At 76.4% G+C, this 23,151-nt stretch carries 22 protein-coding genes and 3 pseudogenes; 8 read left to right on the plus strand and 17 right to left on the minus strand.

The annotated features are described in order from the left end of the window. Positions 1 to 51 precede the first annotated feature (51 nt). From ACI792_RS16975 to ACI792_RS16995, 5 genes and pseudogenes are all read right to left on the minus strand, one after another. A pseudogene (locus tag ACI792_RS16975) lies at positions 52 to 441 on the minus strand (DUF1905 domain-containing protein); the annotation flags it as partial. Between the two features lie 89 nt (positions 442 to 530). Next, positions 531 to 2,090 carry a phospholipase D-like domain-containing protein gene (locus tag ACI792_RS16980; RefSeq protein ID WP_456603631.1) on the minus strand — a complete coding sequence of 520 codons (1,560 nt, stop codon included), beginning with the start codon at positions 2,088 to 2,090 and terminating at the stop codon, positions 531 to 533. A 72-nt stretch (positions 2,091 to 2,162) separates the two neighbouring features. Then, a complete protein-coding gene (locus ACI792_RS16985; RefSeq protein ID WP_456582055.1) occupies positions 2,163 to 2,567 on the minus strand; it encodes a hypothetical protein in 405 nt (134 codons plus the stop codon). A 190-nt stretch (positions 2,568 to 2,757) separates the two neighbouring features. Next, positions 2,758 to 3,420 (minus strand): annotated as a pseudogene (locus tag ACI792_RS16990) (sulfotransferase family protein); the annotation flags it as partial. Then, a complete protein-coding gene (locus ACI792_RS16995; protein ID WP_456603632.1) occupies positions 3,417 to 3,734 on the minus strand; it encodes a winged helix-turn-helix domain-containing protein in 318 nt (105 codons plus the stop codon). The pseudogene ACI792_RS16990 and the gene ACI792_RS16995, both read right to left, overlap by 4 nt. A gap of 151 nt (positions 3,735 to 3,885) precedes the next feature. Here ACI792_RS16995 and ACI792_RS17000 point away from each other — a divergent pair, with 151 nt between their 5' ends. Next, positions 3,886 to 4,944: a TerC family protein gene (locus tag ACI792_RS17000; RefSeq protein WP_456603633.1), complete on the plus strand. Its 1,059-nt coding sequence runs from the start codon at positions 3,886 to 3,888 to the stop codon at positions 4,942 to 4,944. Between the two features lie 20 nt (positions 4,945 to 4,964). On the opposite strand, the gene ACI792_RS17005 is transcribed toward ACI792_RS17000, so the two are convergent. From ACI792_RS17005 to ACI792_RS17015, 3 genes are read right to left on the minus strand one after another with little or no spacing between them, the layout of a single operon-like run. Beyond that, positions 4,965 to 5,933, minus strand: a complete 969-nt coding sequence (locus ACI792_RS17005; RefSeq protein ID WP_456603634.1) for an MsnO8 family LLM class oxidoreductase — start codon at positions 5,931 to 5,933, stop codon at positions 4,965 to 4,967. Beyond that, positions 5,930 to 7,012, minus strand: coding sequence for a 1-acyl-sn-glycerol-3-phosphate acyltransferase (locus tag ACI792_RS17010; protein WP_456603635.1), 1,083 nt, complete (start codon positions 7,010 to 7,012; stop codon positions 5,930 to 5,932). The genes ACI792_RS17005 and ACI792_RS17010 overlap by 4 nt, the downstream gene beginning before the upstream one ends. Before the next feature lies 1 nt (position 7,013). Beyond that, complete coding sequence (locus ACI792_RS17015) at positions 7,014 to 7,874, minus strand: patatin-like phospholipase family protein (protein WP_456603636.1); 861 nt, start codon at positions 7,872 to 7,874, stop codon at positions 7,014 to 7,016. Positions 7,875 to 8,001: 127 nt separating this feature from the next. On the opposite strand from ACI792_RS17015, the gene ACI792_RS17020 reads away from it, so the two are divergent. Further along, positions 8,002 to 9,297, plus strand: a complete 1,296-nt coding sequence (locus tag ACI792_RS17020; RefSeq protein WP_456603637.1) for a D-arabinono-1,4-lactone oxidase — start codon at positions 8,002 to 8,004, stop codon at positions 9,295 to 9,297. 9 nt (positions 9,298 to 9,306) lie between these two features. Here the strand turns inward: ACI792_RS17020 and ACI792_RS17025 are convergent, their stop codons facing one another. The 7 genes and pseudogenes from ACI792_RS17025 to serA all read right to left on the minus strand — a co-directional run bounded on the left by ACI792_RS17025 (position 9,307) and on the right by serA (position 15,684). After that, positions 9,307 to 10,044, minus strand: coding sequence for an HpcH/HpaI aldolase family protein (locus tag ACI792_RS17025; RefSeq protein WP_456603638.1), 738 nt, complete (start codon positions 10,042 to 10,044; stop codon positions 9,307 to 9,309). Positions 10,045 to 10,141: 97 nt separating this feature from the next. Continuing rightward, positions 10,142 to 10,975, minus strand: coding sequence for an SMP-30/gluconolactonase/LRE family protein (locus tag ACI792_RS17030; RefSeq protein ID WP_456603639.1), 834 nt, complete (start codon positions 10,973 to 10,975; stop codon positions 10,142 to 10,144). A gap of 29 nt (positions 10,976 to 11,004) precedes the next feature. Next, positions 11,005 to 11,616, minus strand: coding sequence for a peroxidase-related enzyme (locus ACI792_RS17035; protein WP_456603640.1), 612 nt, complete (start codon positions 11,614 to 11,616; stop codon positions 11,005 to 11,007). A 31-nt stretch (positions 11,617 to 11,647) separates the two neighbouring features. Then, positions 11,648 to 12,172, minus strand: a pseudogene (locus ACI792_RS17040) (UGSC family (seleno)protein). Next, positions 12,169 to 13,566 (minus strand): thioredoxin family protein, encoded by a 1,398-nt coding sequence (locus tag ACI792_RS17045; protein ID WP_456603641.1) that lies wholly within the window; start codon positions 13,564 to 13,566, stop codon positions 12,169 to 12,171. Before ACI792_RS17045 ends, ACI792_RS17040 begins: the two are co-directional and overlap by 4 nt. 41 nt (positions 13,567 to 13,607) lie before the next feature. Beyond that, positions 13,608 to 14,420 carry an alpha/beta hydrolase gene (locus tag ACI792_RS17050; RefSeq protein WP_456603642.1) on the minus strand — a complete coding sequence of 271 codons (813 nt, stop codon included), beginning with the start codon at positions 14,418 to 14,420 and terminating at the stop codon, positions 13,608 to 13,610. Between the two features lie 55 nt (positions 14,421 to 14,475). Next, positions 14,476 to 15,684 (minus strand): phosphoglycerate dehydrogenase, encoded by a 1,209-nt coding sequence (gene serA, locus ACI792_RS17055; protein ID WP_456603643.1) that lies wholly within the window; start codon positions 15,682 to 15,684, stop codon positions 14,476 to 14,478. Positions 15,685 to 15,741: 57 nt separating this feature from the next. Between serA and ACI792_RS17060 the strand changes: the two genes are divergently transcribed. The 4 genes from ACI792_RS17060 (at position 15,742) to ACI792_RS17075 (ending at position 20,363) form a co-directional block, all read left to right on the plus strand. Next, positions 15,742 to 16,860 (plus strand): zinc-binding dehydrogenase, encoded by a 1,119-nt coding sequence (locus tag ACI792_RS17060; protein WP_456603644.1) that lies wholly within the window; start codon positions 15,742 to 15,744, stop codon positions 16,858 to 16,860. A gap of 143 nt (positions 16,861 to 17,003) precedes the next feature. Next, entirely contained in the window at positions 17,004 to 17,654 is a 651-nt protein-coding gene (locus ACI792_RS17065; RefSeq protein ID WP_456603645.1) for a hypothetical protein, read from the plus strand. Between the two features lie 55 nt (positions 17,655 to 17,709). Then, positions 17,710 to 19,728 carry a sensor histidine kinase gene (locus ACI792_RS17070; protein WP_456603646.1) on the plus strand — a complete coding sequence of 673 codons (2,019 nt, stop codon included), beginning with the start codon at positions 17,710 to 17,712 and terminating at the stop codon, positions 19,726 to 19,728. Beyond that, positions 19,725 to 20,363, plus strand: coding sequence for a response regulator (locus tag ACI792_RS17075; RefSeq protein WP_456603647.1), 639 nt, complete (start codon positions 19,725 to 19,727; stop codon positions 20,361 to 20,363). Before ACI792_RS17070 ends, ACI792_RS17075 begins: the two co-directional genes overlap by 4 nt. A gap of 17 nt (positions 20,364 to 20,380) precedes the next feature. On the opposite strand, the gene ACI792_RS17080 is transcribed toward ACI792_RS17075, so the two are convergent. After that, a complete protein-coding gene (locus ACI792_RS17080; RefSeq protein WP_456582072.1) occupies positions 20,381 to 20,602 on the minus strand; it encodes a hypothetical protein in 222 nt (73 codons plus the stop codon). Positions 20,603 to 20,830: 228 nt separating this feature from the next. Between ACI792_RS17080 and ACI792_RS17085 the strand changes: the two genes are divergently transcribed. Continuing rightward, positions 20,831 to 21,793, plus strand: coding sequence for a hypothetical protein (locus ACI792_RS17085; RefSeq protein ID WP_456603648.1), 963 nt, complete (start codon positions 20,831 to 20,833; stop codon positions 21,791 to 21,793). Between the two features lie 9 nt (positions 21,794 to 21,802). Further along, positions 21,803 to 22,312 (plus strand): phosphohydrolase, encoded by a 510-nt coding sequence (locus ACI792_RS17090; protein WP_456603649.1) that lies wholly within the window; start codon positions 21,803 to 21,805, stop codon positions 22,310 to 22,312. 7 nt (positions 22,313 to 22,319) lie between these two features. Here ACI792_RS17090 and ACI792_RS17095 read toward each other — a convergent pair whose 3' ends face one another. Next, positions 22,320 to 22,937 (minus strand): carboxymuconolactone decarboxylase family protein, encoded by a 618-nt coding sequence (locus tag ACI792_RS17095; protein WP_456603650.1) that lies wholly within the window; start codon positions 22,935 to 22,937, stop codon positions 22,320 to 22,322. Positions 22,938 to 23,151: the final 214 nt, after the last annotated feature.

The raw sequence follows: 23,151 nt of genomic DNA on the forward strand, positions 1-23,151 counted from the left end.
CGCCGAGCACCTTCTCGACGCGGCGGGCGGTGGTCTCCGGCGTGCGGCTCCCGCGACCTGCTCCGCGTGCGCCCGCCGGCGGCTGTGCGACAGGGCGGCCCAGGCCTCCGCCGCGGCGGGGTGCGCGGCGAGCGCCTCGGCGAGGGCCGGCGGGAGGGTGACCGTGCGCCGCGCGTCGTCGACCTCGAGCCGCACCTCGACCTCGTCCCCCGCCCCGCGACCGGTGGCCGCCCGCGTCGCGGCGTTGAACGACACCAGGAACCGGCCGCCCATCGAGGCGACGGTCGTGCGGTAGGTGTGGCCGCCGTCGACGGTGACGACCACGGGCACCCGCTTCCCGCGGCCGAGGCCCAGCACCACGTCCTCGGGGACGACGATGCCGACGTTGCTGCCGCCGGTGGCCGCGAGCGTGGTGCGGAACGTGGTCGGGGTGCCGGTCATGGGAGCTCCTGCCGTGCGGGGTTGCTGACGACCGGTAGACCTCGTGGCTCCCGCGGACTCATCGGTGCACGCCCCGGCCTCCCCCGCCGTCAGGCCCGGGTCCGGTTCCGCGGCCGCCGACGGCGCGCGAAGAACCGCTCCACCCGTCGCCACCGGTTCGGCGTCTTCTCCGGGTCCATGACCTCGGACTCACCCAGGGCCCGGTCGGCGGGGCCGAGCTCCGGGGGCTCGAAGGGGACCAGCGAGCGGCCGGTGGGCCGGCGCAGCCGTTCGATGCCCCGCACCAGGGAACCGGCGTCGGTGATCGCGGTGGCGACCTCCTGCGGGGTGCAGCCGAGGTGCTCGGCGAGCAGCCTGTCGCGGAAGCCGCCGATCGTGGCGGCGAGGCGGTCGGCCCCCGGCTCCCCCTCCACCGCCTCGATCGCCAGGTCGCACTCGGTGTCCAGCCCCATCGACCGGTTGTTGACGTTGCTGGAGCCGATCCGCAGCAGGCGGTCGTCGACGACGGTCACCTTGGCGTGCACGTAGATGTGCGCGCGCTGCTCCGTCACCGGCGTGTACAGCCGGAAGCGGTCGTGGACGTCGGCCTCGCGGAGGAGCTCCAGCACGACGGCGCGCGCGGTGCCCATCGCCTTCTCCGAGAGCCACCCGTCGGCCGTCCAGGGGTTCACCACGACGACGTCCGGGCCGTCGGGTTCGCGCAAGCGCTCGGCGACCGCCTCGGCGATGCGTCGGCTGGCGAAGTACTGGCTCTCGATGTAGAGCGAGCGCCGGGCCGCGGCGATCACGGCCAGCCACAGCAGCTCCACCTCGTGCACCAGTGACGTCCCACCGTGTTCCGGCCGCGTGCGGGAGATCGCGACGTCCACGTCGGTGAACAGCGGCTCGATCTCCTCGGGCCACCGGTCCCGCCCGCCGGGGACGGGCTCCAGCCGCTCCCCGGTCCCGCTCTCCCACCGCTCGCGGGCGAGCTCGGCGACGGCCTCCGCGGCCGGCCCGGTCATGATGCTGGTCGCGTCGTGCCACGGCCCGGTCGGACGCCCCGGGACGCGACCGTTGGCGGGCCGGCACCGGTGGACGTTGTCGTCGGCGTGGTCGGAGGTGTCCCAGCGGTCGGCGGTGACGTCGATGCCGCCGGCGAAGGCCAGCGAGTCGTCGATCACCACGATCTTCTGGTGGTGGGCCCCGCCCACCGGGTGGTGGGTGTCGACGGCGAACGTGAGGCGGTCGGGGGTGCTCCGGTCCAGCAGCACGATGGGTTTCAGGCCGCGGCCGAGCGCGCGCAGCATGCCGAGGTCCCACTGGAGGACGCCGATCTCCAGGTCCGGGTTGGCCGCCACCGCCTGCTCGAGGACGGCGCCCAGCCGGTCGTCCTCCGGCCGCCCGCCGCCGAGCGGGTCCAGCCGGATGCGCGGGTCGAAGTCCCACCCGATGAACAGCACCCGGCGCTCGGCGCGCAGCACCGCGCGCTTGAGGGTGGCGAAGTAGTCGGCCGCGTCGACGAAGATGGCGAAGCTGGTGGCCCGCTCGATGCGCCAGCAGGTCTCGCCGGGGATCAGCAGCGGCGCGCCCGGCCGCGGCCGCCCGTCGGTCCCGTGCGGCTCGGGGAGCCTGATCCCGGGATCGGTGCTCGCCTCTCCGCCGCCCATCACACGCGCAGTGTGCCCGCCTCGGCGCGGGTCACCAAGACCCCACGCGCACCCGGCCGCACGAACGGGTGGTCAGCGGCGGGCGAGGAGGGCCATGCCGGCCGCGCAGCCCCACCCGGTCACGACCACCGGCGTCTCCAGCGGGTCGGCGCCGCCCGGGCGGACCCGCGCCCGGACGCACCGCTCGGTGGCGTACCCGACCGTCATCCCGGCGCCGACCCACCGCAGCACCCAGCGCGCGCGGTCGTCCGGGCCGCGGAGCAGCCGGAGCACCGCCCACGTCTGCATCGCCACCAGGTACGAGGGCGCGCTGAAGGCCGTGCCGAACCACCACCAGTCCCGGCCGACGTGCTCGGGGCTGCCCGTCATCAGCGGGACGTCGAAGTGCCGGCGCCGCCGCAGGGCGAGCACGTGGCCGGCGAGCTGCGCGGCGAGCTGGACGGAGGAGACCACCACGAGCGTCGACCGGCGCGCCATGCTGCCGCACTGTAGGGCCGTTCCCCCCGTCGTGGCGGCGGTCGCGCGGCGCGACCGGCGCCCCGGCCCGAGACCGTTGCTCCGCCCCGTCGTGCAGCGGCCCGGCGTTGTCGGCCTTCCAGTGCTCGAAGTCCTTGACCAGGCCCCGGGCCGCCGTGGCGCGCCCGGTCACCATCTCGTCCGCGTACGGCAGGCCGAGCTCGCCGCAGAGCACGGAGAGGGTGGCCTCGGGGTCCTGCACGAGGCCGTCGTAGCCGACGACGGAGTGCCGCTCCCGGCCCCGGTGCCGGTCGGTGGGCGCGACGCACTCCGCCCACTGGTCGACGGCGGTGTCCACGGTGCAGGTCGTGCCCCAGCCCGCCGCGGCGGCGCACAGGCCGGCGACGACGTCGACGCCGTCCCGCACGATGTGCACCACCCGCGCATCGGGCACCCGTTGCTCGATGAGGTCGAGGGCGTAGATGTTCGCCGGCGTCTTCTCGACCCAGCCGGACGCCGCACCGTAGCCCCGCACCGTCGGCAGCGCGGGCCGCCGGCGACGGGGAGAGCCGGCGACGTCGTCGAGCCGCTGGGCCGTCCCGCTCGCCGCCAGCCCCACCGCGTGCCGGAGACCGCGCGGTGGCCGCAGCTGGTGGAAGAAGTGGGTCTCCGGGAAGGAGTGGACCTGCGGGTGCGCCGCCAGGAACGACTGCAGGGACGTGGTGCCCGACCGCGGGCAGCCCACGACGAAGATCCGGCGCACCACACCTCCCGGATGCGTGCCGACCCCGCGGGCGGGTGGTCGGCGAGCCGTCGACGGCCCCGACCCATCCAGGTCCACCGGCCGGCCCCGGGCGACGCCGGCAGCACTCATCCCGCCGGGCCGGCTCCCGGGACGAAGATGCGCAGCAGCTCGTCGACCTCGTGACCGGCGGTCGCGGGATGCCGGAAGTGCTGGTGCGGCCTCAGCTCGTAGTGCGTCCTCCGGCCGCGCCGGGTCCGGGTCAGGTAACCCGCCTCCTCGAGGTCCCGCAGGATGGCCAGCACGCCCCGGGAGCTGATGCCCACGGTCGCCGCCACCTCCTCCACCCGCGCGTCGGGGTCCGCCGCGACGGCGAGGAGGACGTGCCCGTGGTTGGTGAGGAAGGTCCAGGGCCGACGCCCCGGAGAATCCGCGCTGGTGCTCATCGCATGAAGTGTGCTTCACTCTTGTCGCGGAGGGGAGTACCCCCCCAGCACCTCGTCGTCAGTACGGGTCCCCGTGGGCTCCCGGCGAGGTGGGCTCCGGCAGGAGCCGGGAGAGACCTCCGGTTGGTTCACCGACCGGAGGAGAACGCTCGTGGACGTCCCCCTGTGGCTCTGGGCCGCCGTGCTCGGCCTCGTGCTCGCGATGCTCGCCGTCGACCTGTTCGCCCACCGCCGCGCCCACGTCATCGGCGTCCGGGAGGCGGCGGCCTGGTCGGCCGTGTGGGTCGCCATCGGCGTCGGCTTCGGCGCCTGGGTGTGGTGGTCCTACGGGGCCGAGCTCGGGCAGCAGTACTACGCCGGCTACCTGATCGAGAAGTCGCTGGCCGTGGACAACGTCTTCGTCTGGGCCATCCTCTTCACCTACTTCGCCGTCCCCCGGGAGTACCAGCACCGGGTGCTCTTCCTCGGCGTGCTCGGGGCGCTGGTCTTCCGCGGCCTGTTCATCGCCGGCGGCTCGGTGCTGATCGCCAGCTTCGGCTGGGTGCTCTACCTGTTCGCCGCGTTCCTGCTCTTCACCGGCTACCGGATGCTCCGGCAGCGGAACGAGCACCTGGACCCCGCGACGTCGCGGACGCTGCGGCTCTTCCGCCGCTGGGTGCCGATGACCGACGTCTACCACGGTCAGCGTTTCCTCGTCCGCCGCGGCGGACGGCTGCTGGCCACCCCGCTGCTGGCCGTCCTGGTGCTCGTCGAGGTCACCGACGTCGTCTTCGCCGTCGACTCGATCCCGGCGATCTTCGCGGTCACCGACGAGCCGTTCCTCGTCTTCACGGCCAACGCCTTCGCCATCCTCGGGCTGCGGGCCATGTACTTCCTGCTCGCCGACCTGATCCACCGCTTCGTGTACCTCAAGACCGGGCTGGCCCTGGTGCTCGTGTGGGTCGGCATCAAGATGCTGCTGAAGATCGATGTCTTCTACATCCCCACCACGATCAGCCTGGCCGTCGTGGCGACGATCATCGGTACCTCGATCTGGCTCAGCCTCCGCGCCACCCGCGGCCAGGGGCGGCAGGCACTGCCGGCGCCGGCCGTCCCGCCGTTCGCGGTCGCGACGCCGGAGGAGGACGCCGCGCTGGAGCCGGTGTGGCGCCGCCGCCGCACCTCCGCCGCGGCGGAGCAGGAGCGCACCGACGAGTCGCTGCGCACCTGACCCGGCGGCCGGGAACGCCGTCAGCGCAGCAGGGAGGCGAGGGCGGCATCGGAGGCGGCGAGCGCCGCGCGGTCATGGGTCGAGCCGCTCGCGAGCAGCTCGTCGGCGCCGGTGCGCTCGGCGAGCTGCTCGAGGCGGCGGCGCACGGTCGCCGGCCGGCCGGCGGTCACGGCGGCGAGCCCCTGCTCCACCCGGCGCGCGTCCAGGTCGTCCCACCGACGGTCCCGGATGGCCGCCACCGGCTCCAGCGCGTCGAACACGCCCGTGCGCCGGGAACGGGCCATCGCCCAGACCTCGGGCAACGCCAGCTCGCGGGCCTCGTCGTCGGTGTCGGCGACCAGGACGTCCAGCGAGACGGTGACGTGCGGGCGGCTGCCACGGTGCGGGCGGAAATCGCGCCGGTAGCCCGCCAGCACGCCGCCGAGCTCGGGCCGGTCCAGCACCGGGCCGCCGAGCACGAGCGGGAGCCCGAGCCCGGCGGCGACGCCGGCCCCCGTCGCCGTGGCCAGGACGGACAGCGGGACCGGCTCCTCGACGACGGGGCGGGCGGTCACCCCGGCCGTCCGCTCCAGGTACCCCCGGAGCTCGCCGACGTCGGAGGCGAACGCGTCGGGCTCCTCGCCCGTGCGGCGGAGGGCCCGGCGCACGGGCGCGGTGAAACCGAGGGAGCGGCCCACCCCGAGGTCGACCCGACCGGGGTGGAGCGCGGCCAGCACCAGGAACTGCTCCGCCACCACGAGGGGCTGGTGGTTGGGCAGCATCACCCCGCCCGACCCCAGCCGGATCGTCCCCGTGTGCGCACCGACGGCCGCCAGGAGCACCGCGGGCGCGCCCGACGCGATGCCCGGCACCCCGTGGTGCTCCGCCACCCAGAACCGGTCGTAGCCCAGCCGTTCCGCCGCGACCGCCCGCTCCACCGTGTGCCGCAGGGCCACCGCCTCGGGGTGACCGGCGCGGGTGCGGGAGCGGTCGAGCAGCGAGAGCCTCACGCGGGGGTGCAACCGGGCGCCGACCGCCCGGCTTCCGGCTGGCCCCGTGCCGCGTCCTCGGCCGCGGACGTCGTGGACACCCAGGTGTCGATCGTCTCCCACCACCGGTAGAGCCAGTCGACCTGCTCGGCCGGGTCGCGCGGGACCTCGGCGGCGGGCACGAACCACCAGCGCAGGTGCAGGGTCTTGTCCATGGGCAGACCGCGCCAGACGTCGCGGGGCGTGTTCAGGTGCTCGAGCCCGGTGTGGGCCACGAACACCACGTCGGCGTGCGGCGCGGCGCCCAGGGCCGCGGCCACCCCGGCGGGGCGGGGCGGCAGCACGTGCCGCATCTCCTCCGCGCGGCGCACCGCCGCCAGGAGGCCCCGGTCGCGGAGCCGCTGGATGGCCCGGGTGCGCCGCCGGGTGGTGAAGTTCGCCCCCTCCGGGAAGATGAGCAGCGCGTCCTCCTCCCCCAGGTCGCGGGCCAGGTCGGCGATCGCCTCCTCCGAGCTGTACCCGTCCGCGGGCCCCGACGGGAGGAAGTGATTGGGCAGCCGGTTGAGGTAGACGTCGATCATCGGGTCCAGCTGCAGCACGTCCTTGAGCACGATCCGCGGCCGGCGCAGGTGGTCGCGGTCCATCAGCGTGTGCACCAGCAGGAACGAGTCGCCGGGGCCGGCGTGCCGGGAGAGCACGACCATGGCGTTGGTCGAGCCGGGGAGCCCGTCGTCCAGCGGCGACCACGAGGCTCCGTCGGTGACCAGCCGGAGGGCGAAGAGCCGCTGGGCGGCCCGCATCAGCGCGTCCAGCAGCAGCCGCAGCACCGTGTAGTGGGCCGCGCGGGATCTCGGCGAGGTCAGCCGGCGACCGAATCCGCTGAGCACCCACAGCGCCCCCGCCGCGACCAGCCCGGCCACCTGCAGCGCGAGGTAGAGCAGCGCGAAGCAGAGCAGCCGGAGACCGCGCCAGTGCCCCGGCAGCCACACGGAGACGACGGCCGCCACCAGGACCAGCACGGGCAGCAGCAGGACCGCGGCCACGAGCGCCACGACCAGCAGGGGGCCGGTGAACCGGCGCACCCGCCGCGGGGGCAGCACGTCAGCCCGCCCCGGCGCCGGAGCGCCCCAGGTAGTCCCGCGCCGCCCTGTGCGCCCGGTCGATCCGGTCGGGGACGCCGGAGAAATCGCGGTAGCGCAGGTCCCCGGCTCCCGGCGCAGGGGCACCGCCCGAGGGCAGCACGTGCACCGCCACCCCCGCCGGCAGCGCGGCCAGATCGGCCGCGAACCGGTGCCGGCGGGCGATCTCGAAGGCCACGAGCCCGACCTCCCACGGGCGGGACGGCGGGCGCAGCGGCCGGTCGATCCGGCCGACGTGCATCACGTAGATCGTCTCGGCCCCGAGGGCGACCGCCCGGCCGACCGGGATGCTGTGCACCAGGCCGCCGTCGAGGTAGTGCTGGCCGTCGATCTCGACCGCGGGCAGCAGCCCGGGGACGGCGCACGACGCGAGGACCGCCTCGACCAGGGGGCCGTCGGTGAACCAGTGCTCGGCGGCCCGCTCGATGCTCGAGGCGACGCACTGGAAGGGGATGCGGAGCTCGGCGAAGGTCCGCACCGGGAGGTGGGCCTCCAGCAGGTCGCGGAGCGGCTCGCGCGGGTGCAGGTGCGTGCGGGTGCGCACCAGGGTGCCGAGCCGGGCGAGCACCGAGCCCGCGAACACCCCGCGCTCGGCCAGGTCCTCCCACACCGCGCGCAGCCGGCCCACCGCGTCCGGGGCCGGGTCGGCGGCCACGAGCGCGCCGTTGATCGCCCCCACCGACGTCCCCACCACCAGGTCGGGCCGGATGCCGGCCTCGGCCAGGGCCTGCAGCATGCCCACCTCGGCCGCGCCCAGCACCCCGCCGCCCCCGAGGACGAACGCCGTCCTGCCCTGCCCGGCCGCGGCCCCCGGCGATGCCATGCCGGCATCGTGTCACCCGGGCGCGGGCCGGGCAGGGCAGGCGGGCCGCGGGCGGCTGCCGCCATCGGGGATCATCGGCCCCCCGGTAGTCCGCGGGACCGTCACCCGGAGGAGAACGCGAGCCAGCATGCAGCAGACGTCGTCCACCACACCCGCGGACGCGGCGGAGCCGGGGACCAACTGGGCCGGCAACGTCGCCTACCGGGCGGCGCGGCTGCACCGGCCCGCGAGCCTCGCCGAGCTGCAGGCCCTCGTGGCCGGCAGCGACCGGGTCAAGGTCCTGGGCTCCCGGCACTGCTTCAACGACATCGCCGACACCACCGCCGACCTGGTCTCCCTCGACCGGCTGCCCGGCGAGGTCGAGGTGGAGCGCCGCCCCGACGGCGCGGGCCTCGCCTGGATCCCCGGCGGCGCCCGCTACAGCGAGGTGGTGCCGCGTATCGCCGAGCAGGGGTTCGCGCTGCACAACCTCGCCTCCCTGCCGCACATCACCGTCGCGGGCGCCACGGCCACCGGCACCCACGGGTCGGGCAACCGGAACGGGTCGCTGAGCACCGCCGTGGCGGCGCTCGAGCTCGTACGTGGCGACGGCGAGCTGGAGACGCTGACGCACGGGGACCCCGACTTCGCCGGCGCCGTCGTGCACCTGGGCGCGCTCGGCGTGGTGACCCGGATCGGCTTGCGGGTCCAGCCGGCGTTCCAGGTGCGCACCGACGTCTACGTCGGGCTGACCTGGGAGCGGCTGTTCGCCGACTTCGACGCCGTCGCCGACGCCGCCTACAGCGTCAGCGTGTTCACCGACTGGCGGGAGGTGACCCAGGTGTGGGTGAAGGCGCGCCCCGACGAGCACGAGGTCGCGCCGGAGGAGTTCTTCGGCGCGCGGGCCGCGACGGAGCCCACCCACATGCTGCCGGGCACGCCGGTCGAGAACCTCACCGACCAGCTGGGCCTCCCCGGGGAGTGGCACGAGCGGCTGCCGCACTTCCGCACCGGCTTCACCCCCAGCAGCGGCGAGGAGCTGCAGACGGAGTACTTCGTGCCGCGGCGGCACGGGCGGGAGGCCTGCGACGCGCTGCGCTCCCTCGCGTCCCGCATCGCCCCGCTGCTCCAGGTCAGCGAGCTGCGCACCGTGGCGGCGGACGACCTCTGGCTGAGCCCGGCGTACGGCGGGGACGTCCTGGCGCTGCACTTCACCTGGCTGCCCGAGGAGGCCCGGGTGCGCGCGCTCCTGCCCGAGATCGAGGCGGCGCTGCGCCCGTACGGGGCGCGACCGCACTGGGGCAAGGTGTTCACCACCGGCGCCGAGGAGCTTGCCGCGCTGTACCCGCGGATGCCGGAGTTCCGCGCGCTCGTCCGGCGGCTGGACCCGCGCGGGGCCTTCCGCAACGACTACCTCGACCGGACCGTCGACGCCTTCACCTGACCGGCGCCGTCAGCCGGTGGCGCGGTCCCGTGCGACGCCGAGGTGGTGGCCGGCGGCCTCGGCCACCAGAACGGCGTCGACGGCCACCGTCACCACCGTGGCGCCCTCCGCGGCGAAGCCGGCCGCCTCCTCGCCGCTGCGGGCGTGCACCCCCACGGGCACGCCCGCGGCCCGCGCGCGGGCGATGATCGAGGAGAGCACCGAGCCGAGCTCGGTCCGGTGGGCGTCCCCGGTCAGCTCCAGGGACAGCGCGAGGTCGGCGGGGCCGACGTACAGCCCGTCCAGGCCCTCGACGCCGAGGACCGCGTCCAGGTCGTCGAGCATGGACGCCGTCTCCACCATCGGGACCACCAGCGGCTCGTCGGCCCCGCCGGAGAGCCGGCCGATCGACCGCCCACCGGCGGGTGCGTACCGGCAGGCGGCGACGATCTCGCGGGCGTGGCCGGCGTCGCGGACGTTGGGCACGATCACACCGCGGGCGCCGAGGTCCAGCGGCCGCCCGATGTCGGGGAACAGGGAGCTGCGGGTGCGGACCAACGGCACCGAGCCCGCGGCCGTGATGGCCGCGCAGGTGCCGGGGAGGTCCGCCTCGGCCGTCGCCCCGTGCTGGAGGTCGACGACCACGTAGTCGGCGCCGGTGCGCGCGAGCAGCTCACCGGTCACCACCCCGGGCAGCACGCTCCACAGCCCGTGGCAGGGCCGACCCTCCGACCACCGCCGCCGCAGCTCCGCCTCGCTGCCCGCCATCCCGGCCCTCCCTCGTCGTCGACCAGCCCGATGCCGCCCCGCCGATCCTGCGCGCAGGGTGCCGCGCCCGCGACCGAGAGGTGTGCGGTGCGCATGCTCAGGCCGCGCCCACGTCGACCCGGACGGCCTCGATGCGGCCGACGCGTGGCCCGGGGCGCCAGCTCGGCGCGGTGCAGACGAACAGGGTGCGACCGTCGTCCCCGCCCAGCGCGCAGGCGTAGGAGAGCGAGCCGCTGCCCACCGCGACCCGGGCGGTCACCTCGCCGCCGTCGCGCACCCGGAGCACCTCCGGGGTTCGGGCGGTGGCCACCCACACCTGCCCCTCGGCGTCCAGGCAGATGCCGTCGGGGGCGATGCCGGGCAGCTCGGCGAACACCCGCCGGCCGGACAGCGACCCGTCCGCCGCGACGTCGAACGCGGTGAGCCGCGCCCCGTAGGTCTCCGCGACGACGAGCGTGCGGCCGTCGGGGCTCAGCACCATCCCGTTGGGGAAGACGAGGCCCGCCGCGGCGACGGAGACCGTGCCGTCGGGGTCCACGCGGACGAGGTCGGCCGGCTCCGGCTCCGCGCCCGCCTCGAGGTCGAAGCCGAAGCTGCTGACGTAGGCGCGCCCCGCCGCGTCGACGACCAGGTCATTGGCCCGGAACCGCGTCGCGCCGGCGAGGTCGGCGTGCACGCCGGTGCCGCCGTCGGCCACCCGCAGCAGGGCCCGCCGGACCATGGAGACGACGAGCAGGTCGCCGCCGGGCAGCCAGCCGAGCCCCGAGGGGCTGTCGTCGAGCTCCAGCACCACCGCGGGGCCCCCGTCGGCGGGCATCCGGCGCACCACGCGGTCGTGGAAGTCGGAGAACCACAGCCGGCCGTCGTGCCAGCGCGGCCCTTCCGGGAAGCCCAGGTCGTCGGCGAGCACGGTCGTCGTCGGAGCGGTCACCGGCGGACCGTAGCGCGAGCGGCCCCGCGTCAGGCGGGCGGCGCGGGCGCCTCTCCGGCACCGCGCGGCAGCCGGCCCATCAGGAAGAACTCGGGGTTGGGCGTGATCGCCGCGAAGTGCGCCAGCCGGTTGGAGAGCGCGAAGAACGACGTGATCATGCCGACGTCCCAGACGTCGTCCTGGGTCAGGCCGTGGTCGGCGAGGGCGCCCAGCTCCTCGGCGGTGACCGAGGCCGGGTCGGCCGCCAGGCGGGTGGCGACCGCGAGCACGGCGCGCATCCGCGGGGACAGCGGTGCCTTGCGCCAGTCCACGGCGACGTGGTCGGCGATGTGGGGGTCCTTGGTGCGGATGCGTGCCACGGCGCCGTGCGCGACGACGCAGTACAGGCAGTCGTTGCCGGCGCTGGTGGCGACGACGATCAGCTCGCGGTCGGCCTTGGACAGGCCCGGGGTGTCCTTGTCCATGAGCGCGTCGTGCATCGCGAAGAACGCCCGCGCCTCGTCCGGCCGCCAGGCCAGCGCCGCGAAGACGTTGGGCAGGAAGCCGGACCTCTCCTGGACCTCCGCGTAGCGCTCGGCGAGGTCGGGGGGCAGCTCGCCGGCGGGCCGGAGCGGGAAGCGGCTGATCGGCATCTCGGTCATCGGCCCACCCTGGCAGCGCGCGCCGTCGGCGTCATCCACCGGGAGTCGCCGTGACGGCGGCGACCACCGCCGGGTACGCCGCCTCGGCGGCCGACCGCAGCTCCGCGTCGGTGCGGTCCTGCACCGGGTGCGGGACGAGCACGCACGGCGCGGGGAACCCCAGAGCCGTGCCCTGCGCGCGGGCGGCCTCGGCGAAGGCCTCGCTGGCGAGGAACACCCCGACGACGCCGCGGCGCTCGAGGTCGGCGATGTCGTGCACACTGCACGACGTGCAGGAGCCCTAATCGGCGAGCGCCTCGATGACCACCTCGCACTGCTCGGCGATCTCGTGCCGCAGGTCCACCGGCGCGGTGCGGGCGAAGGTCGGCTTGCGGTAGCGCCGCACGAGCGCGCCGTCCGCGGCGAGCAGCTCCGCGAGCCGGTCGAGGACGACGTCGCCGCGCGCCTTGCTGGTGTCGAGCAGCGCCACGCTGCGGCCGCGCAGCGAGGCCGGCCGGGGCAGCAGCTCCCGGGCGGACGCCTGCCGTTCGCCGGTCGGGTCCAGGACGGTCCTCATGCGCGCACCTCTCTCGTCACCGGGGCGCTCCCGGTCTCGCCGGCCACCCAGCCGCCCACGATCGCGCTGAACAGCCCGGCGTCGCCGCCGGCGTGCGCCACCAGCAGACCACCGGGCCGGAACTTCGGCAGATCGGCCCCGGCCAGCCGGGAGGGCACCCCCTCGGCCATGCCACCGGCCCCGCGCACCAGCTCGTCGCCGGGCAGGGTGAGCAGCTCGTCGAGCTCGGCCAGCAGGCGGGCGCGGTCCCAACCGGCCTCGCGGAACACCCGGCCGTGCTCCGGCGAGACGACGAGCATCGCGTCGAACGCCATGGGGAGCTTGGGGTGGGCGTTGACGCGGAGGCAGGCGGCGAAGGTGCGCGCCAGGGAGCGCGGGTCGCGGCTGAGCTGGTCGACGACCGGCTGCACACCCGATCCGGCGAAGACGGTCACCGCGTCACCGACCACCCCGCGGTCGGCGGCGAGCGGGGCGAAGGGGCTGTCCTGCTCCCGCTCGGCGAAGCAGAAGGTGAACTTGCCGGGGTTGCCCAGGGTCGCCCGGTCGACCTCGCCGGGGCGGCCGCCGCCGACGTTGCGCACCACGAGCTGCAGGGCCCGGCCGATCGTGGCGTTGGCCCGGTTGCCCTGCCCGAGCGCGTTGACCCCGCTGTTCATCCCGATCCGGCCGGCGACCGGGCCGTTGACCACCACGACGGGGCCGGAGAAGTACGTCGTCGCCAGCAGGCCGTGCAGGGCGAACTCCTCGGCGGCCGCCGCCTCCAGCGCGGCAAGGACCACCGGCAGGTGCTCGGGCAGGCACCCGGCCAGCACCGCGTTGACGGCCACCTTCTCCACGGTGCACTCGACGAGGTGCGGCGGCACGACGGCCACCACGTCCTGCGGGTCCCGCGTCGTGCCGCGCAGCATCCGCAGCACGCGCTCGGGCGTCGGCGGCACGACGGGGAGCCCGTCGGTCCAGCCCCGGTCGAACAGCGCCTCGTGCTCGTCCTCGAGCTCGGCGAGCTCGACCCGCCGGCTGGCCAGCCCGCTCCCGCCGAAGCGCGCCTCCAGCGCATCGACGCGGAACGGGTCCACCGACAGCGAGCCGCACCCCGGCCGGTGCTCGGGCAACCCCTCGCCGACGTCGGGCACGCCGGTCAGCTCCGCCCACTGCTCCTGGCTCCACCCGACGACCCGCGCGGTCTCGGCGCCGTCCACCACGCGGAGCAGCGTCGGCACGGTCTCGATGCCGAGCCGGTAGGAGAGCTCGAGCTCGGTGTCGTCGCCGTCGAACCAGCCGGCGTCGTCCTGGCACCAGACCGCGGCGCCGAGCCGCCGCAGCACCGGCTCGACCAGGACGCAGGTGGGGCAGTCACGCTTCACCACCGCCACGAGACCGTCCGGGAGCCGCACGCCGTGACCGTACCCACCCGGCCGGCCGGCCGTGACGGCGGTCACCCCGGGGCTCCCCAGCCCAGCAGGTCCAGCGCCTCCCGGGCGATCTCGGGCGGCAGCGCGTGCGGCCCGGGGAACTCCCGGTAGGTCACCTCGACCCCCTCCTCGCGCAGGGCCGGGACGATCCGCCGGCTGGTCCGGTCCACCGGCAGCACGTCGTCGCCGGTGCCGTGGCTGACGAACACCCGCGGCGGCCGGTGCCACGACGTCTCCGGGACGAACCCCGGCGAGAACGCCAGGACGGCGTCGAAGAGCTCCCCGTTGGCCAGTCCCAGGCCCAGCGCGTAGGAGGCGCCGTCGGAGAAGCCGGCGACGGCGATCCGCCCGCCGTCGACCGGCACCGCGCCGAAAGTCCGCCGGAGCGCCCGGTCGACGACCCGGAGATCGGGCCCGAAGCCACCGCGCACGGCGTCCCAGGTGGGGCCCCGGGAGCTCGGCGCCAGCAGGAGCAGGCCGCGCTCGTCGGCCTCGGCCTGCAGCAGCGCCAGCCCGCCCGCGGCGTCACCGCCGGCCCCGTGCAGCGTCAGGACCAGCGGCGCCGGCTCGCCGGCGGTGAGGCCCGGCGGCACGTGCAGCAGCGCGTCACCCTCCTCCCCGAGGTCCAGCGGGTGGGTGCCGGGGCCCGGGAACGGCTCGGTGGGCTCCCCCGGACGGGCCGCGAGGGACGCCGGCGGGCGCTCGGCCGGCTCCGGCGTCGCTCCCTCCGGCCGGACCCCGCAGCCCGGCGCCGCCCCGGCGAGGAGGGCGCCGGCGGCGCCCGCGAGGAACCACCGGCGGGTGCGCCGCGCTCCGGCCGAGCGGTCCTCCGCCACCGCACCAGCATGACGCCCCGCCGGCGGGGACGCCCGGTCCGGCGGGATGCGCGCGTCAGTCGACCCGGGGCCCGAACCTCATCAGGCGGACGGCCTCCGGCAGGGTGCGGAGCGCCGCCAGCAGGTCCGCGGGCAGCGGGGCGCCGACGTCGGTGACCGCGTACCCGTACTCCCCGCGCGTGGCCAGCACCTGGGCGTCGACGTTGAGCCCGTGCTCGCCGACGAGGGCGTCGACCCGCGCCAGGACGCCCGGCACGTTGCGGTGCAGCAGGGCGAAGCGGTCGGTCGAGGAGCTGTGCAGGACGACGGTGGGCAGGTTGACGCTCAGCGTCGTGGTGCCCGTGCCGGTGTAGTCGACGAGCTTGCCGGCCACGAACCGCCCGATGTCGTGCTGCGCCTCCTGGGTCGAGCCGCCGATGTGCGGGGTGAGGATGACGTTGGGCAGCCCGCGCAGCACCGAGGTGAACTCGTCGCCCTGCTCCCGGGGCTCGTGCGGGAAGACGTCGACCGCCGCCCCGGCGACGTGGCCGCTGAGGATGCTGTCGCGCAGCGCCTCGTGGTCCAGGACGAACCCGCGGGAGAGGTTGAGGAAGATGCTGCGCGGCCGCATGCGGGCGAACTGCTCGGCGCCGAACAGCCCCGCGTTCCCGGCCCGGCCGTCCACGTGCAGCGTGACGGTCTCCGCCCGCTCCAGCAGTTCCTCCAGGGAGTCGCAGCGCTGGGCGTTGCCGAGCGCCAGCTTGTCCTCGAGGTCGTAGAAGAGCACCCGCATGCCGAGCGCCTCGGCGAGCACCGACAGCTGGCTGCCGATGTTGCCGTAGCCGACGATGCCGAGGGTCCGCCCGCGGATCTCGTGGCTGCCCGCGGCCGACTTGTCCCAGGTGCCGGCGTGCAGCGATCGGTCGCGGTCGACCAGCCGCCGGGCCAGGATGATGATCTCGGCGATCGCCATCTCCACCACGCTGCGGGTGTTCGAGAACGGCGCGTTGAACACCGCCACACCCGCGGCCGCGGCCGCGGTCAGGTCGATCTGGTTGGTGCCGATGCAGAACGCGCCCACCGCCTGCAGGTCGGGACGGCTGCGCAGCACCTCCGCGGTCACCTGGGTCTTCGAGCGGATGCCGAGCAGGTCCACACCGTCGAGCGCGGCGACCAGGTCGGCCTCGTCCAGCGCCCCGCGCAGCGACTCGACCTCGTAGCCCGCCGCACCGAGGATCTCGGTCGCGACCGGGTCGATGTTCTCCAGCAGCAGCGCTCTGGGCACGTCCAGACCTCCTCGACCGTGGGACCGCCGGCCCGGCGCGCCGGCGCGTCGCCGGGCGTGCGCGACGCGGACCAGTATCCCGTCGGCGCCGGGGCGCTCTGCGACGGGCTCCCCCGGGGGTCCCGCTGCGCCCGGAGCCGGGCGCTGGTCTACTTCGCGGACGGCCGCACGGGCGGCCGCGGAGACGGGAGGCGGCGCGACGTGTGGGCCCAGCGGCTGAGCGGACCGTTCACCTTCGAGCAGGTCGAGGTGCCCGCACCGCGCGCCGAGGACCTGGCCGAGGGCCAGGTGCTGATCGCCACGCGGGCGGGTGGGATCTGCGGCAGCGACCTGCCCTTTTTCAAGGGCGCGCCCTTCCTGTACGCCCCGAACCCGGCGGACCGGACGGCGACACCGGTTCCCGGCTTCCCCCTGCACGAGGTGGTCGGCGACGTGGTCGCCAGCCGGCACCCGGCCCACTCCGCGGGGGACCGGGTCGTCGGCTGGGCGTCCGCCTTCGACGGGATCGCCGAGCTGGTGGTCACCGACGGCAACGGGCTGGCCGGCTACGACACCTCGCTCCCCCCGACCACCGCCGTGATGCTGCAGCCGCTCGCCTGCGTCCTCTACGCCGCGGAGCAGCTCGGGGACCTGAGCGGGAAGTCGGTCGCCGTCATCGGGCAGGGCCCCATCGGCCTGCTCTTCAGCCACGTGCTCGGGCAGCGCGGCGCCCGCCGGGTCGTCGGCGTCGACCGGGTGGACCGCACCGCCGCGGCCGACGTCTTCGGGGTGCACGAGACCGTCACGGCCAGCGCGAGCCGGTGGGCGGCGACCCTCGCGGACGCCGACCGCCCGGCCGTCGTGGTCGAGGCCGTGGGCCACCAGGTGACGACGCTGCAGGACTGCCTGGCCGGCGTCGCGCCGGGTGGGGACGTCCTCTACTTCGGCATCCCCGACGACCCGGTGTACCCCATGGACATGATCACGTTCCTGCGGAAGAACCTGACGCTGCGCGCCGGTGTCACCCTCGAGCGGGCGCGGGTGCTGCGGGACGCGGGCGACTACCTCGCCGCCCACCCCCGGCTCCGCGACGTCTACGTCAGCGACGTCCACCCGGTCGACCGGGTCCAGGCAGCCTTCTCCGCGGCGATCCAGCCCCGGCCCGGCCAGTACAAGATCGTCCTCGACACGGCCTGACCGGGAGGACTTCCCGGCCGTGCGGGAATGCGCCCGATGACGACGGGAACTCCCGGGCGCGACCGTGGTCCGGTCCACGCACCGCCGAGGCTGGGGTACGGCGCCCGGCTCGCGGGCCACCTCCCGCCCCCACGAGGTCGACCATGCCCGTCTCCACGTCCGCACGCACCCCGCTCGCCGCCGCCGCCGGTTTCGCCGCGCTCGCCGTCGCCGGCAACGCCCTGCAGGGCGGCACCCCGGCGCCGCACGCGGAGCCCGAGGCGGTGCTGCGCTTCTACGCCGCGGCACCGGACCGGATCGCCGTCGCGATGACGCTCTCCCTGATCGCCCTGGTCCCGCTCGCCTGCTTCCTCGCAGCGCTCGTCCGCGCGCTCGACGACGCCGCGTCCGGGGATCCGTGGCCCGCCCGGGTGGCGGCCCTCGGCGGTGCCGCGGCGACCGGCCTGCTCGCCGGCGGGTTCGCCCTCGTCTCCGCCGGGGCCCTGCGGGCGGGGAGCCCCGCCGGCCTGGCACCGGAGTCCGCCGTCGTCTTCTACGACGGCGGGCTGGCGCTGTCGGGGCTGGCCGCTCCCGTGGGGCTCACCGTGCTGCTGGCCGGCACGGCGGTGGCCGTCCTCCGCACGGCGGCGTTCCCCCGGTGGTTCGGCTGGACGTGCGCGGCTCTCGCGACGGTCGGCCTCGTGACCCCGCTGTCCTTCCTGCTGACGCTCGCCTTCCCCCTGTGGGTCCTCGTGGCGGCCGCCGTCCTCCCCCGGCGCTCCGTGGCGGAGGAAGGCACCCGGCTCGGCCGGTAGCGACGGCGACCCGCCGCGACCGGGGACCTCCCGCACGGGGCACCGGAGCCGCACCATGACCGCCATGGGACGGGCAGGCGCCGCTGGGCTGTGGCTCGCGTCGTCGGCCGCCGTGGCCTCGGCAGCCGGGGCCGCCGCCGTCGCGCACGGCAACGCCCTCCCGCAAGCCGGCGCCCGATGGGCGGACGCCGTCGTCGTCCTGCTGTTCGTCGTCGCCGGTGCGGTGGTGCTGGTGCACCGCCCGGGCCACCGGATCGGGCTCGTCCTGTGGGCCGGCGGTGCCCTGTGGGGCCTGTCCTCCCTGCCCCTGGAGGTGGCGGTCGCCCGACTGGTCGGGGGCGCCGACCAGCCGGGGTGGGCCGTGGTCGCGGTGCTGGCGCTGGCGGTGCGGGGGGCCGGGTGGATCACGATCGTCGTCCTGCTCCCGCTGCTCTTCCCGGACGGACGGCTGCCGTCGGCACGCTGGCGCCCCGCGGCCGTCCTGGCGCTCTGCTCGCTCGCGCTCTTCACGGGCGCGGTGCTCACCGCCCCCGAACCGCTCGACTACCGCCTGGCCGGGATGCGCAACCCGCTCGGGCTCCCCCTCGACTGGCGACCTGCCGTGGACCTCCTGCCGCTGACCGGCCTCGCGCTGGTGGCGGTGAGCGCGCTGGTCGGGCTGTGCGCGGTCGCCGTGCGCCGGCGCAGGGGGAGCCCGCTCGTGCGGCAGCAGGTCGGCGCCCTGCTGGTGGCCGCCGCCGTCTCCCTGGTCGTCGGCCTCTGGATCGTGGTCGACCAGAGCCGCGGCGCGATGGCCTTCCCCCTCGCGGTCGCGGCACTCCCCGTCGCCGTCGGCGTGGCGGTCCTGCAGCACGACCTCTACGACCTGCGCCTCGCGGCCAACCGCACGCTCGTCTACGGGGTGCTCACGGCGGGGGTCGTCGCCGTGTACGTCGTGGTGGTCGGCGGGGTCGGCGCGGTGCTCCGCTCCGGTGACCCCGGATGGGCGCCGGTCGTCGCCGCGGCCGTCGTCGCGGTGGCCTTCCAGCCGGTCCGGGAGCGCGTGCAGCGGGCGGTGAACCGGCTGACCCTGGGCGTGTGGGACGAACCGGTGGAGGTCGCCCGGCGCCTCGGTGACCGGCTGGCCGACGCCGCGGCGCCGGAGCACACGCTCCCGGCGGTGGTCGACGCGCTCGCCGAGTCGCTGCGGCTGCCGTACGTGGCCGTCCTGGGCGCCGACGGCGCCGTCCTGGCGTCCCGTGGCCGCCCCGGGCCGCCCGAGCAGCAGGTCCCGCTGGTGCACGAGCGGGTCGAGGTCGGCGCCCTGCGGCTGGCCGGCGTCCGGAGGAGCGCCACCACGGTCCCGGTGCTGACGGCGCTGGCGCACCAGCTGGCGCCGGTCGTGCGGGCACTGGAGCTGTCCCACCAGCTCCAGGCGTCCCGCGAGCGGCTGGTCCTCTCCCGCGAGGAGGAGCGGCGCCGCTTGCGCCGCGACCTCCACGACGGGCTCGGTCCGGCGCTCGCCGGGCTGACGCTGCGGGTGGACACCGCACGCAACACCGTGGGCGGCGACCCGGCCGTCGACCGGGCGCTGCTCGAGCTGCGCGACGACGTCCAGGAGGCGGTCGCCGACGTGCGCCGGGTGGTGGAGGACCTCCGCCCGGCCGCGCTCGACGACCTGGGGTTGCCCGGCGCGCTGCACGCCCTCGCCCGGCGGATGAGCAGCAGCCGCCTCCCGGTCGTCGTCGAGGGCTGCCCCACCGTGCCCGCGCTCCCCGCCGCGACCGAGGTGGCCGCCTACCGGATCGCCCAGGAGGCGGTGACCAACGCGGTCCGGCACGCCGGGCCGTGGGCCACGTGCGTGCGGGTGCTGCTCCGCGCGGAGGCCGGGCGGAGCATGCTGGTATCGGTCGAGGACGACGGGCGCGGCCGGGCCGCGGCGCCCGCCCCGGGCCGCCCGGGCAACGGGCTCTCGACCATGCGGGAGTGGGCGGAGGAGCTGGGCGGCGAGCTGGTCGTCACCGACCGCGTCGGCGGCGGCACGGTGGTCGTCGCCGCGCTGCCGACGGGCGCCCCGACCGGAGGCCCCCGGTGAGCGGCCCGATCGGCATCGTCCTCGTCGACGACCACCCGATGTTCCGGCGGGGGCTGCGCGGACTGCTCGAGTCGGTCGCGGACACCGAGGTCCTCGGCGAGGCGGGCACCGGCGAGGACGCCGTCCGGCTGGCGACCGTGCACCGGCCGGACGTCGTGCTCATGGACCTGAACCTGCCGGGGATGTCCGGTGCCGCGGCGACCCAGCTCGTGCTGCGCGCGAGTCCCTCGACGGCCGTGCTGGTGATCACGATGGTCGAGGACGACGACGCGATCGTCGCCGCCCTCGATGCGGGGGCACGCGGCTACGTGCTCAAGGGGGCTGGCCAGGAGGAGCTCCTGGCGGCGGTGCGGGCGGTGCACCACGGCTCCGCCGTCTTCGGGCGGTCGCTGGCCCCGCGGCTCCTCGCCCGGCTCAGCGAGGTGCGGGAGGTCGCGCCGCCCGCGGCGCCCGGGCTCAGCGACCGCGAGAACGAGGTCCTCCGGTTGATGGCCGAGGGCCTCGACAACGCTGGCATCGCCCGGCGGCTCGGGCTGTCGGTCAAGACGGTGCAGAACCACGTCTCCCGCCTGCTCACCAAGCTCGAGGCCCGCAGCCGGGTCGAGGCGGTGCTGCGGTTCCGGGGCGGCGCCTGACCCGGCGGCGCGGCCGGTCAGCCGTCCGCGCGCGGCTCGCCCGGCTCGGCGCGCGACCGGGCGGCGAGCCACCGCTGCCACTCCGAGCGGTCGCTGGCCCCGGGCGCCGCCGAGAGCGCCACCACCGCGAGGACAGCCAGGACGGCCGCCACCAGCACGACGGTGGCCACGACCTCCCACTGGAACAGCAGGGCGACGGTCATGCTGCCGGGGGCCGGCGCGGGGCTGGGCGGTGCCATGGGCCACGGTGTGCCCGGGCGCTGCCCGCGGTGAACCCCTCGCCTGGTCCGGCTCACCCGTGCGGGGGACGTCACCCGGGGCGACACCGGCCGGGGGGCGCGACCGGAGCGGGTGGGGCACCCCACCCGGCCGGGTGACGGGCCCGCTCCTCGGCGCGCGGCCGTCCCGTTCCGGCACCTAGCGTCGGCACGACGGGTGCCCCAGGGGCACGGGAGGAGGCACGCCGGATGAGCGCTGCGACCCAGCAGGAGAGCGCGGCCGAGGTCATCGACGTCGCGCCGCGCACGCCGCCGAACGTCTCCGGCGACCTGCCCACGATGTTCCGGGCGGCGCCGATGTTCGGCCGGGCGCTGGCCGGCTACGACCGCTTCCAGGTCGACACCTACGTGCAGTGGGCCGAGGACGAGCTGGCCACGGCGGACCGGGAGCGGGAGCACCTGCTGGCCCGGTGCCTGCAGACCCAGACCGCCCTCGACGAGGCCCGGCAGCTGCTCGACCACTCCGCCGGCGGCGGTGAGCTGCTGCGGCTGTCCGACCGCATCGGGCAGCTGCTGGCCGCCGCGGCCGACCAGGCCCAGGGCATGACGGCCGAGGCCGAGCAGCTGCGCGCGGCGGCCCGGACCGAGGCCGAGCAGCTCCGGGCCCGCGCCGCCCGCGAGCTGGCCGGCGCACGGGACCGGGCGCGGGAGACGATCGCCGCCGCCGTGGCGCAGGCGGAGATGGTGCTCGCCGTCGCCGGCCGGACCCTCGACGCCGCCGAGCGGATCCGTGAGGAGGCCACCGCCGAGGCGGAGCGGCGCGCCGCGGAGGCGCAGGAGGTGGAGCAGCGCGCCGCGGAGCGGGCCGCCCGGCTCGGGGAGCAGGCGGCGGCCGAGGTCGCCGCGGCCCGGCTGGCCGGCCGGGCGGAGGTGCTCCGGCTGCTGGCCACCGGCCGGGACGAGCGGTGCCGCGCGGACGCCGAGGCCGCGGCGCTGCGGGACCACCTCGACCGCCAGGCCGCCGACCGCCGCGCCGCGCTGCTCGAGGAGGTGGCGTCCCTCGACCGCCGGCGGGCGGAGCTCGACGCGCAGGTCGAGCGGGCGGCCGGCGCGGTGCCGCCGTCGGAGGAGGTGCGGCCCGCGACGTCGGGGCTGCGCCTCCTCGGCCGGGCACCGCGTCGCACCCGGCGACCACCGGCCGCCAGCGCCTAGCCTCGGAGCGTGGCCTTCACCGTCCCCGACGCGCACCTGCTGGCGCTCGCGGCGCACGAGGGCCAGGTGGACCGGGATGGCCACGACCACTACCTCGCCCACCTGCGGCCGCTCGCCGAGATGCTCCGGCCCTACGGCCCCGAGGCGGAGATGGCCGGCGTGCTGCGGGACGTGGTGGCCCTGACCCGGGACCACCGGGATCCCGCGCGGCGCTACGACGTCGCCCGGCTCCGGGTTCTCGCGGTCCCCGAGGTGGTGGTGGCCGCCGTCGACGCGGTCACCCCGCGCCCCGGCGAGCCCTACATGGGTGGCTCGATCCGCCGCGCCGCCGCCGATCCCCTGGGCCGGCTGGTCATGCTTGCGAACAACTCCCTCGACCTCGCCGCCAGCGAGGAGCTCGCCGGAACCGACCCGGACAAGGCCCGCACCCTGCGCGAGGGCCGGTACCGCCCGGCCCGCCGGATCCTGCTCGCCGCGGAGGCGGCGGACCGGATCCACGGCCGCCGCGTCCTCGTCTGAACCGGGCTCAGCCGCCTGCCGGCACCGGCGGTTCCGGCCGGAAGGTGGCCAGCGCGGTGGCCAGCATGGCGTAGTAGCCGACCAGCCACACCAGCGCCGCCAGCGCTTCGGCCCCCAGGACCGAGGTGGCCCGGGCGTAGCCGTCGTCGTCGAGCTCACCGTCGTCCAGCAGCCGCCACGTCGTCGCGACGACGACCTCGTCCACCGCGTCCAGTCCCTCGGGGACCCGGCCGTCCAGCAGGGCCTGCAGCTGCGCCGTGGCGACGCCCGCTGCCCGGGCGGCCTGCTCGTGGGCCAGCCACTCGAAGTGCGACCGGCGCCGGGCGGCGACGGCGAGCACGGCCAGCTCCCGCGACCGCGGGCTCAGCAAGGCGTCCTCGCGCAGCGCCGCCCCCACCGCCTGGACCGCCGATCCGATCCCCGGGGCCAGCAGCATGAGGGCGAAGGGCCCCAGCAGGCGGCCGTCGTCGTCGGTGAGCGGGACGACGGAGGACTGCGCCCGCCGGGGACCGGAGGTGATCTCGGCGTGCAGCCGGGCCCGCTCGCCCGCCAGCCGGGCCGGGTGCAGCAGCGGGACGCGTGCAGGGCCGCGCGGCCTCGGCCGGCCGGTCAGCTCGTCGGACATGAGCGGTCCCTTTCCTGGGCGATCGGGGCACCGAAGCGTAGGCCTGGCAGACGGCGGCCGACACGCCCTCGGCAAGTCCGAGCGGGCGCTGTCCGATGCGATCGCCGCGCTGGTTCGCGCTGACGCCGCCCAGCAAGCGCAGCATGACGCCGGCCGACCTCGCCGGGGCCACCGACCAGTCCGGGCGCCCCAGCGTGAGCACGGCGCCGACCTG

It is taken from the genome of Blastococcus sp. SYSU DS0669, from assembly GCF_054050895.1.

Excerpts from the sequence above, each read along its gene's own strand:
- ACI792_RS16980 (WP_456603631.1), bottom strand. The coding sequence starts at position 2,090 with ATGGGCGGCGGAGAGGCGAGCACCGATCCCGGGATCAGGCTCCCCGAG.
- ACI792_RS16985 (WP_456582055.1), bottom strand. The coding sequence starts at position 2,567 with ATGGCGCGCCGGTCGACGCTCGTGGTGGTCTCCTCCGTCCAGCTCGCC.
- ACI792_RS16995 (WP_456603632.1), bottom strand. The coding sequence starts at position 3,734 with ATGAGCACCAGCGCGGATTCTCCGGGGCGTCGGCCCTGGACCTTCCTC.
- ACI792_RS17015 (WP_456603636.1), bottom strand. The coding sequence starts at position 7,874 with ATGGCATCGCCGGGGGCCGCGGCCGGGCAGGGCAGGACGGCGTTCGTC.
- ACI792_RS17020 (WP_456603637.1), top strand. The coding sequence starts at position 8,002 with ATGCAGCAGACGTCGTCCACCACACCCGCGGACGCGGCGGAGCCGGGG.
- ACI792_RS17025 (WP_456603638.1), bottom strand. The coding sequence starts at position 10,044 with ATGGCGGGCAGCGAGGCGGAGCTGCGGCGGCGGTGGTCGGAGGGTCGG.
- ACI792_RS17035 (WP_456603640.1), bottom strand. The coding sequence starts at position 11,616 with ATGACCGAGATGCCGATCAGCCGCTTCCCGCTCCGGCCCGCCGGCGAG.
- ACI792_RS17065 (WP_456603645.1), top strand. The coding sequence starts at position 17,004 with ATGCCCGTCTCCACGTCCGCACGCACCCCGCTCGCCGCCGCCGCCGGT.
- ACI792_RS17070 (WP_456603646.1), top strand. The coding sequence starts at position 17,710 with ATGACCGCCATGGGACGGGCAGGCGCCGCTGGGCTGTGGCTCGCGTCG.
- ACI792_RS17080 (WP_456582072.1), bottom strand. The coding sequence starts at position 20,602 with ATGGCACCGCCCAGCCCCGCGCCGGCCCCCGGCAGCATGACCGTCGCC.
- ACI792_RS17085 (WP_456603648.1), top strand. The coding sequence starts at position 20,831 with ATGAGCGCTGCGACCCAGCAGGAGAGCGCGGCCGAGGTCATCGACGTC.
- ACI792_RS17095 (WP_456603650.1), bottom strand. The coding sequence starts at position 22,937 with ATGTCCGACGAGCTGACCGGCCGGCCGAGGCCGCGCGGCCCTGCACGC.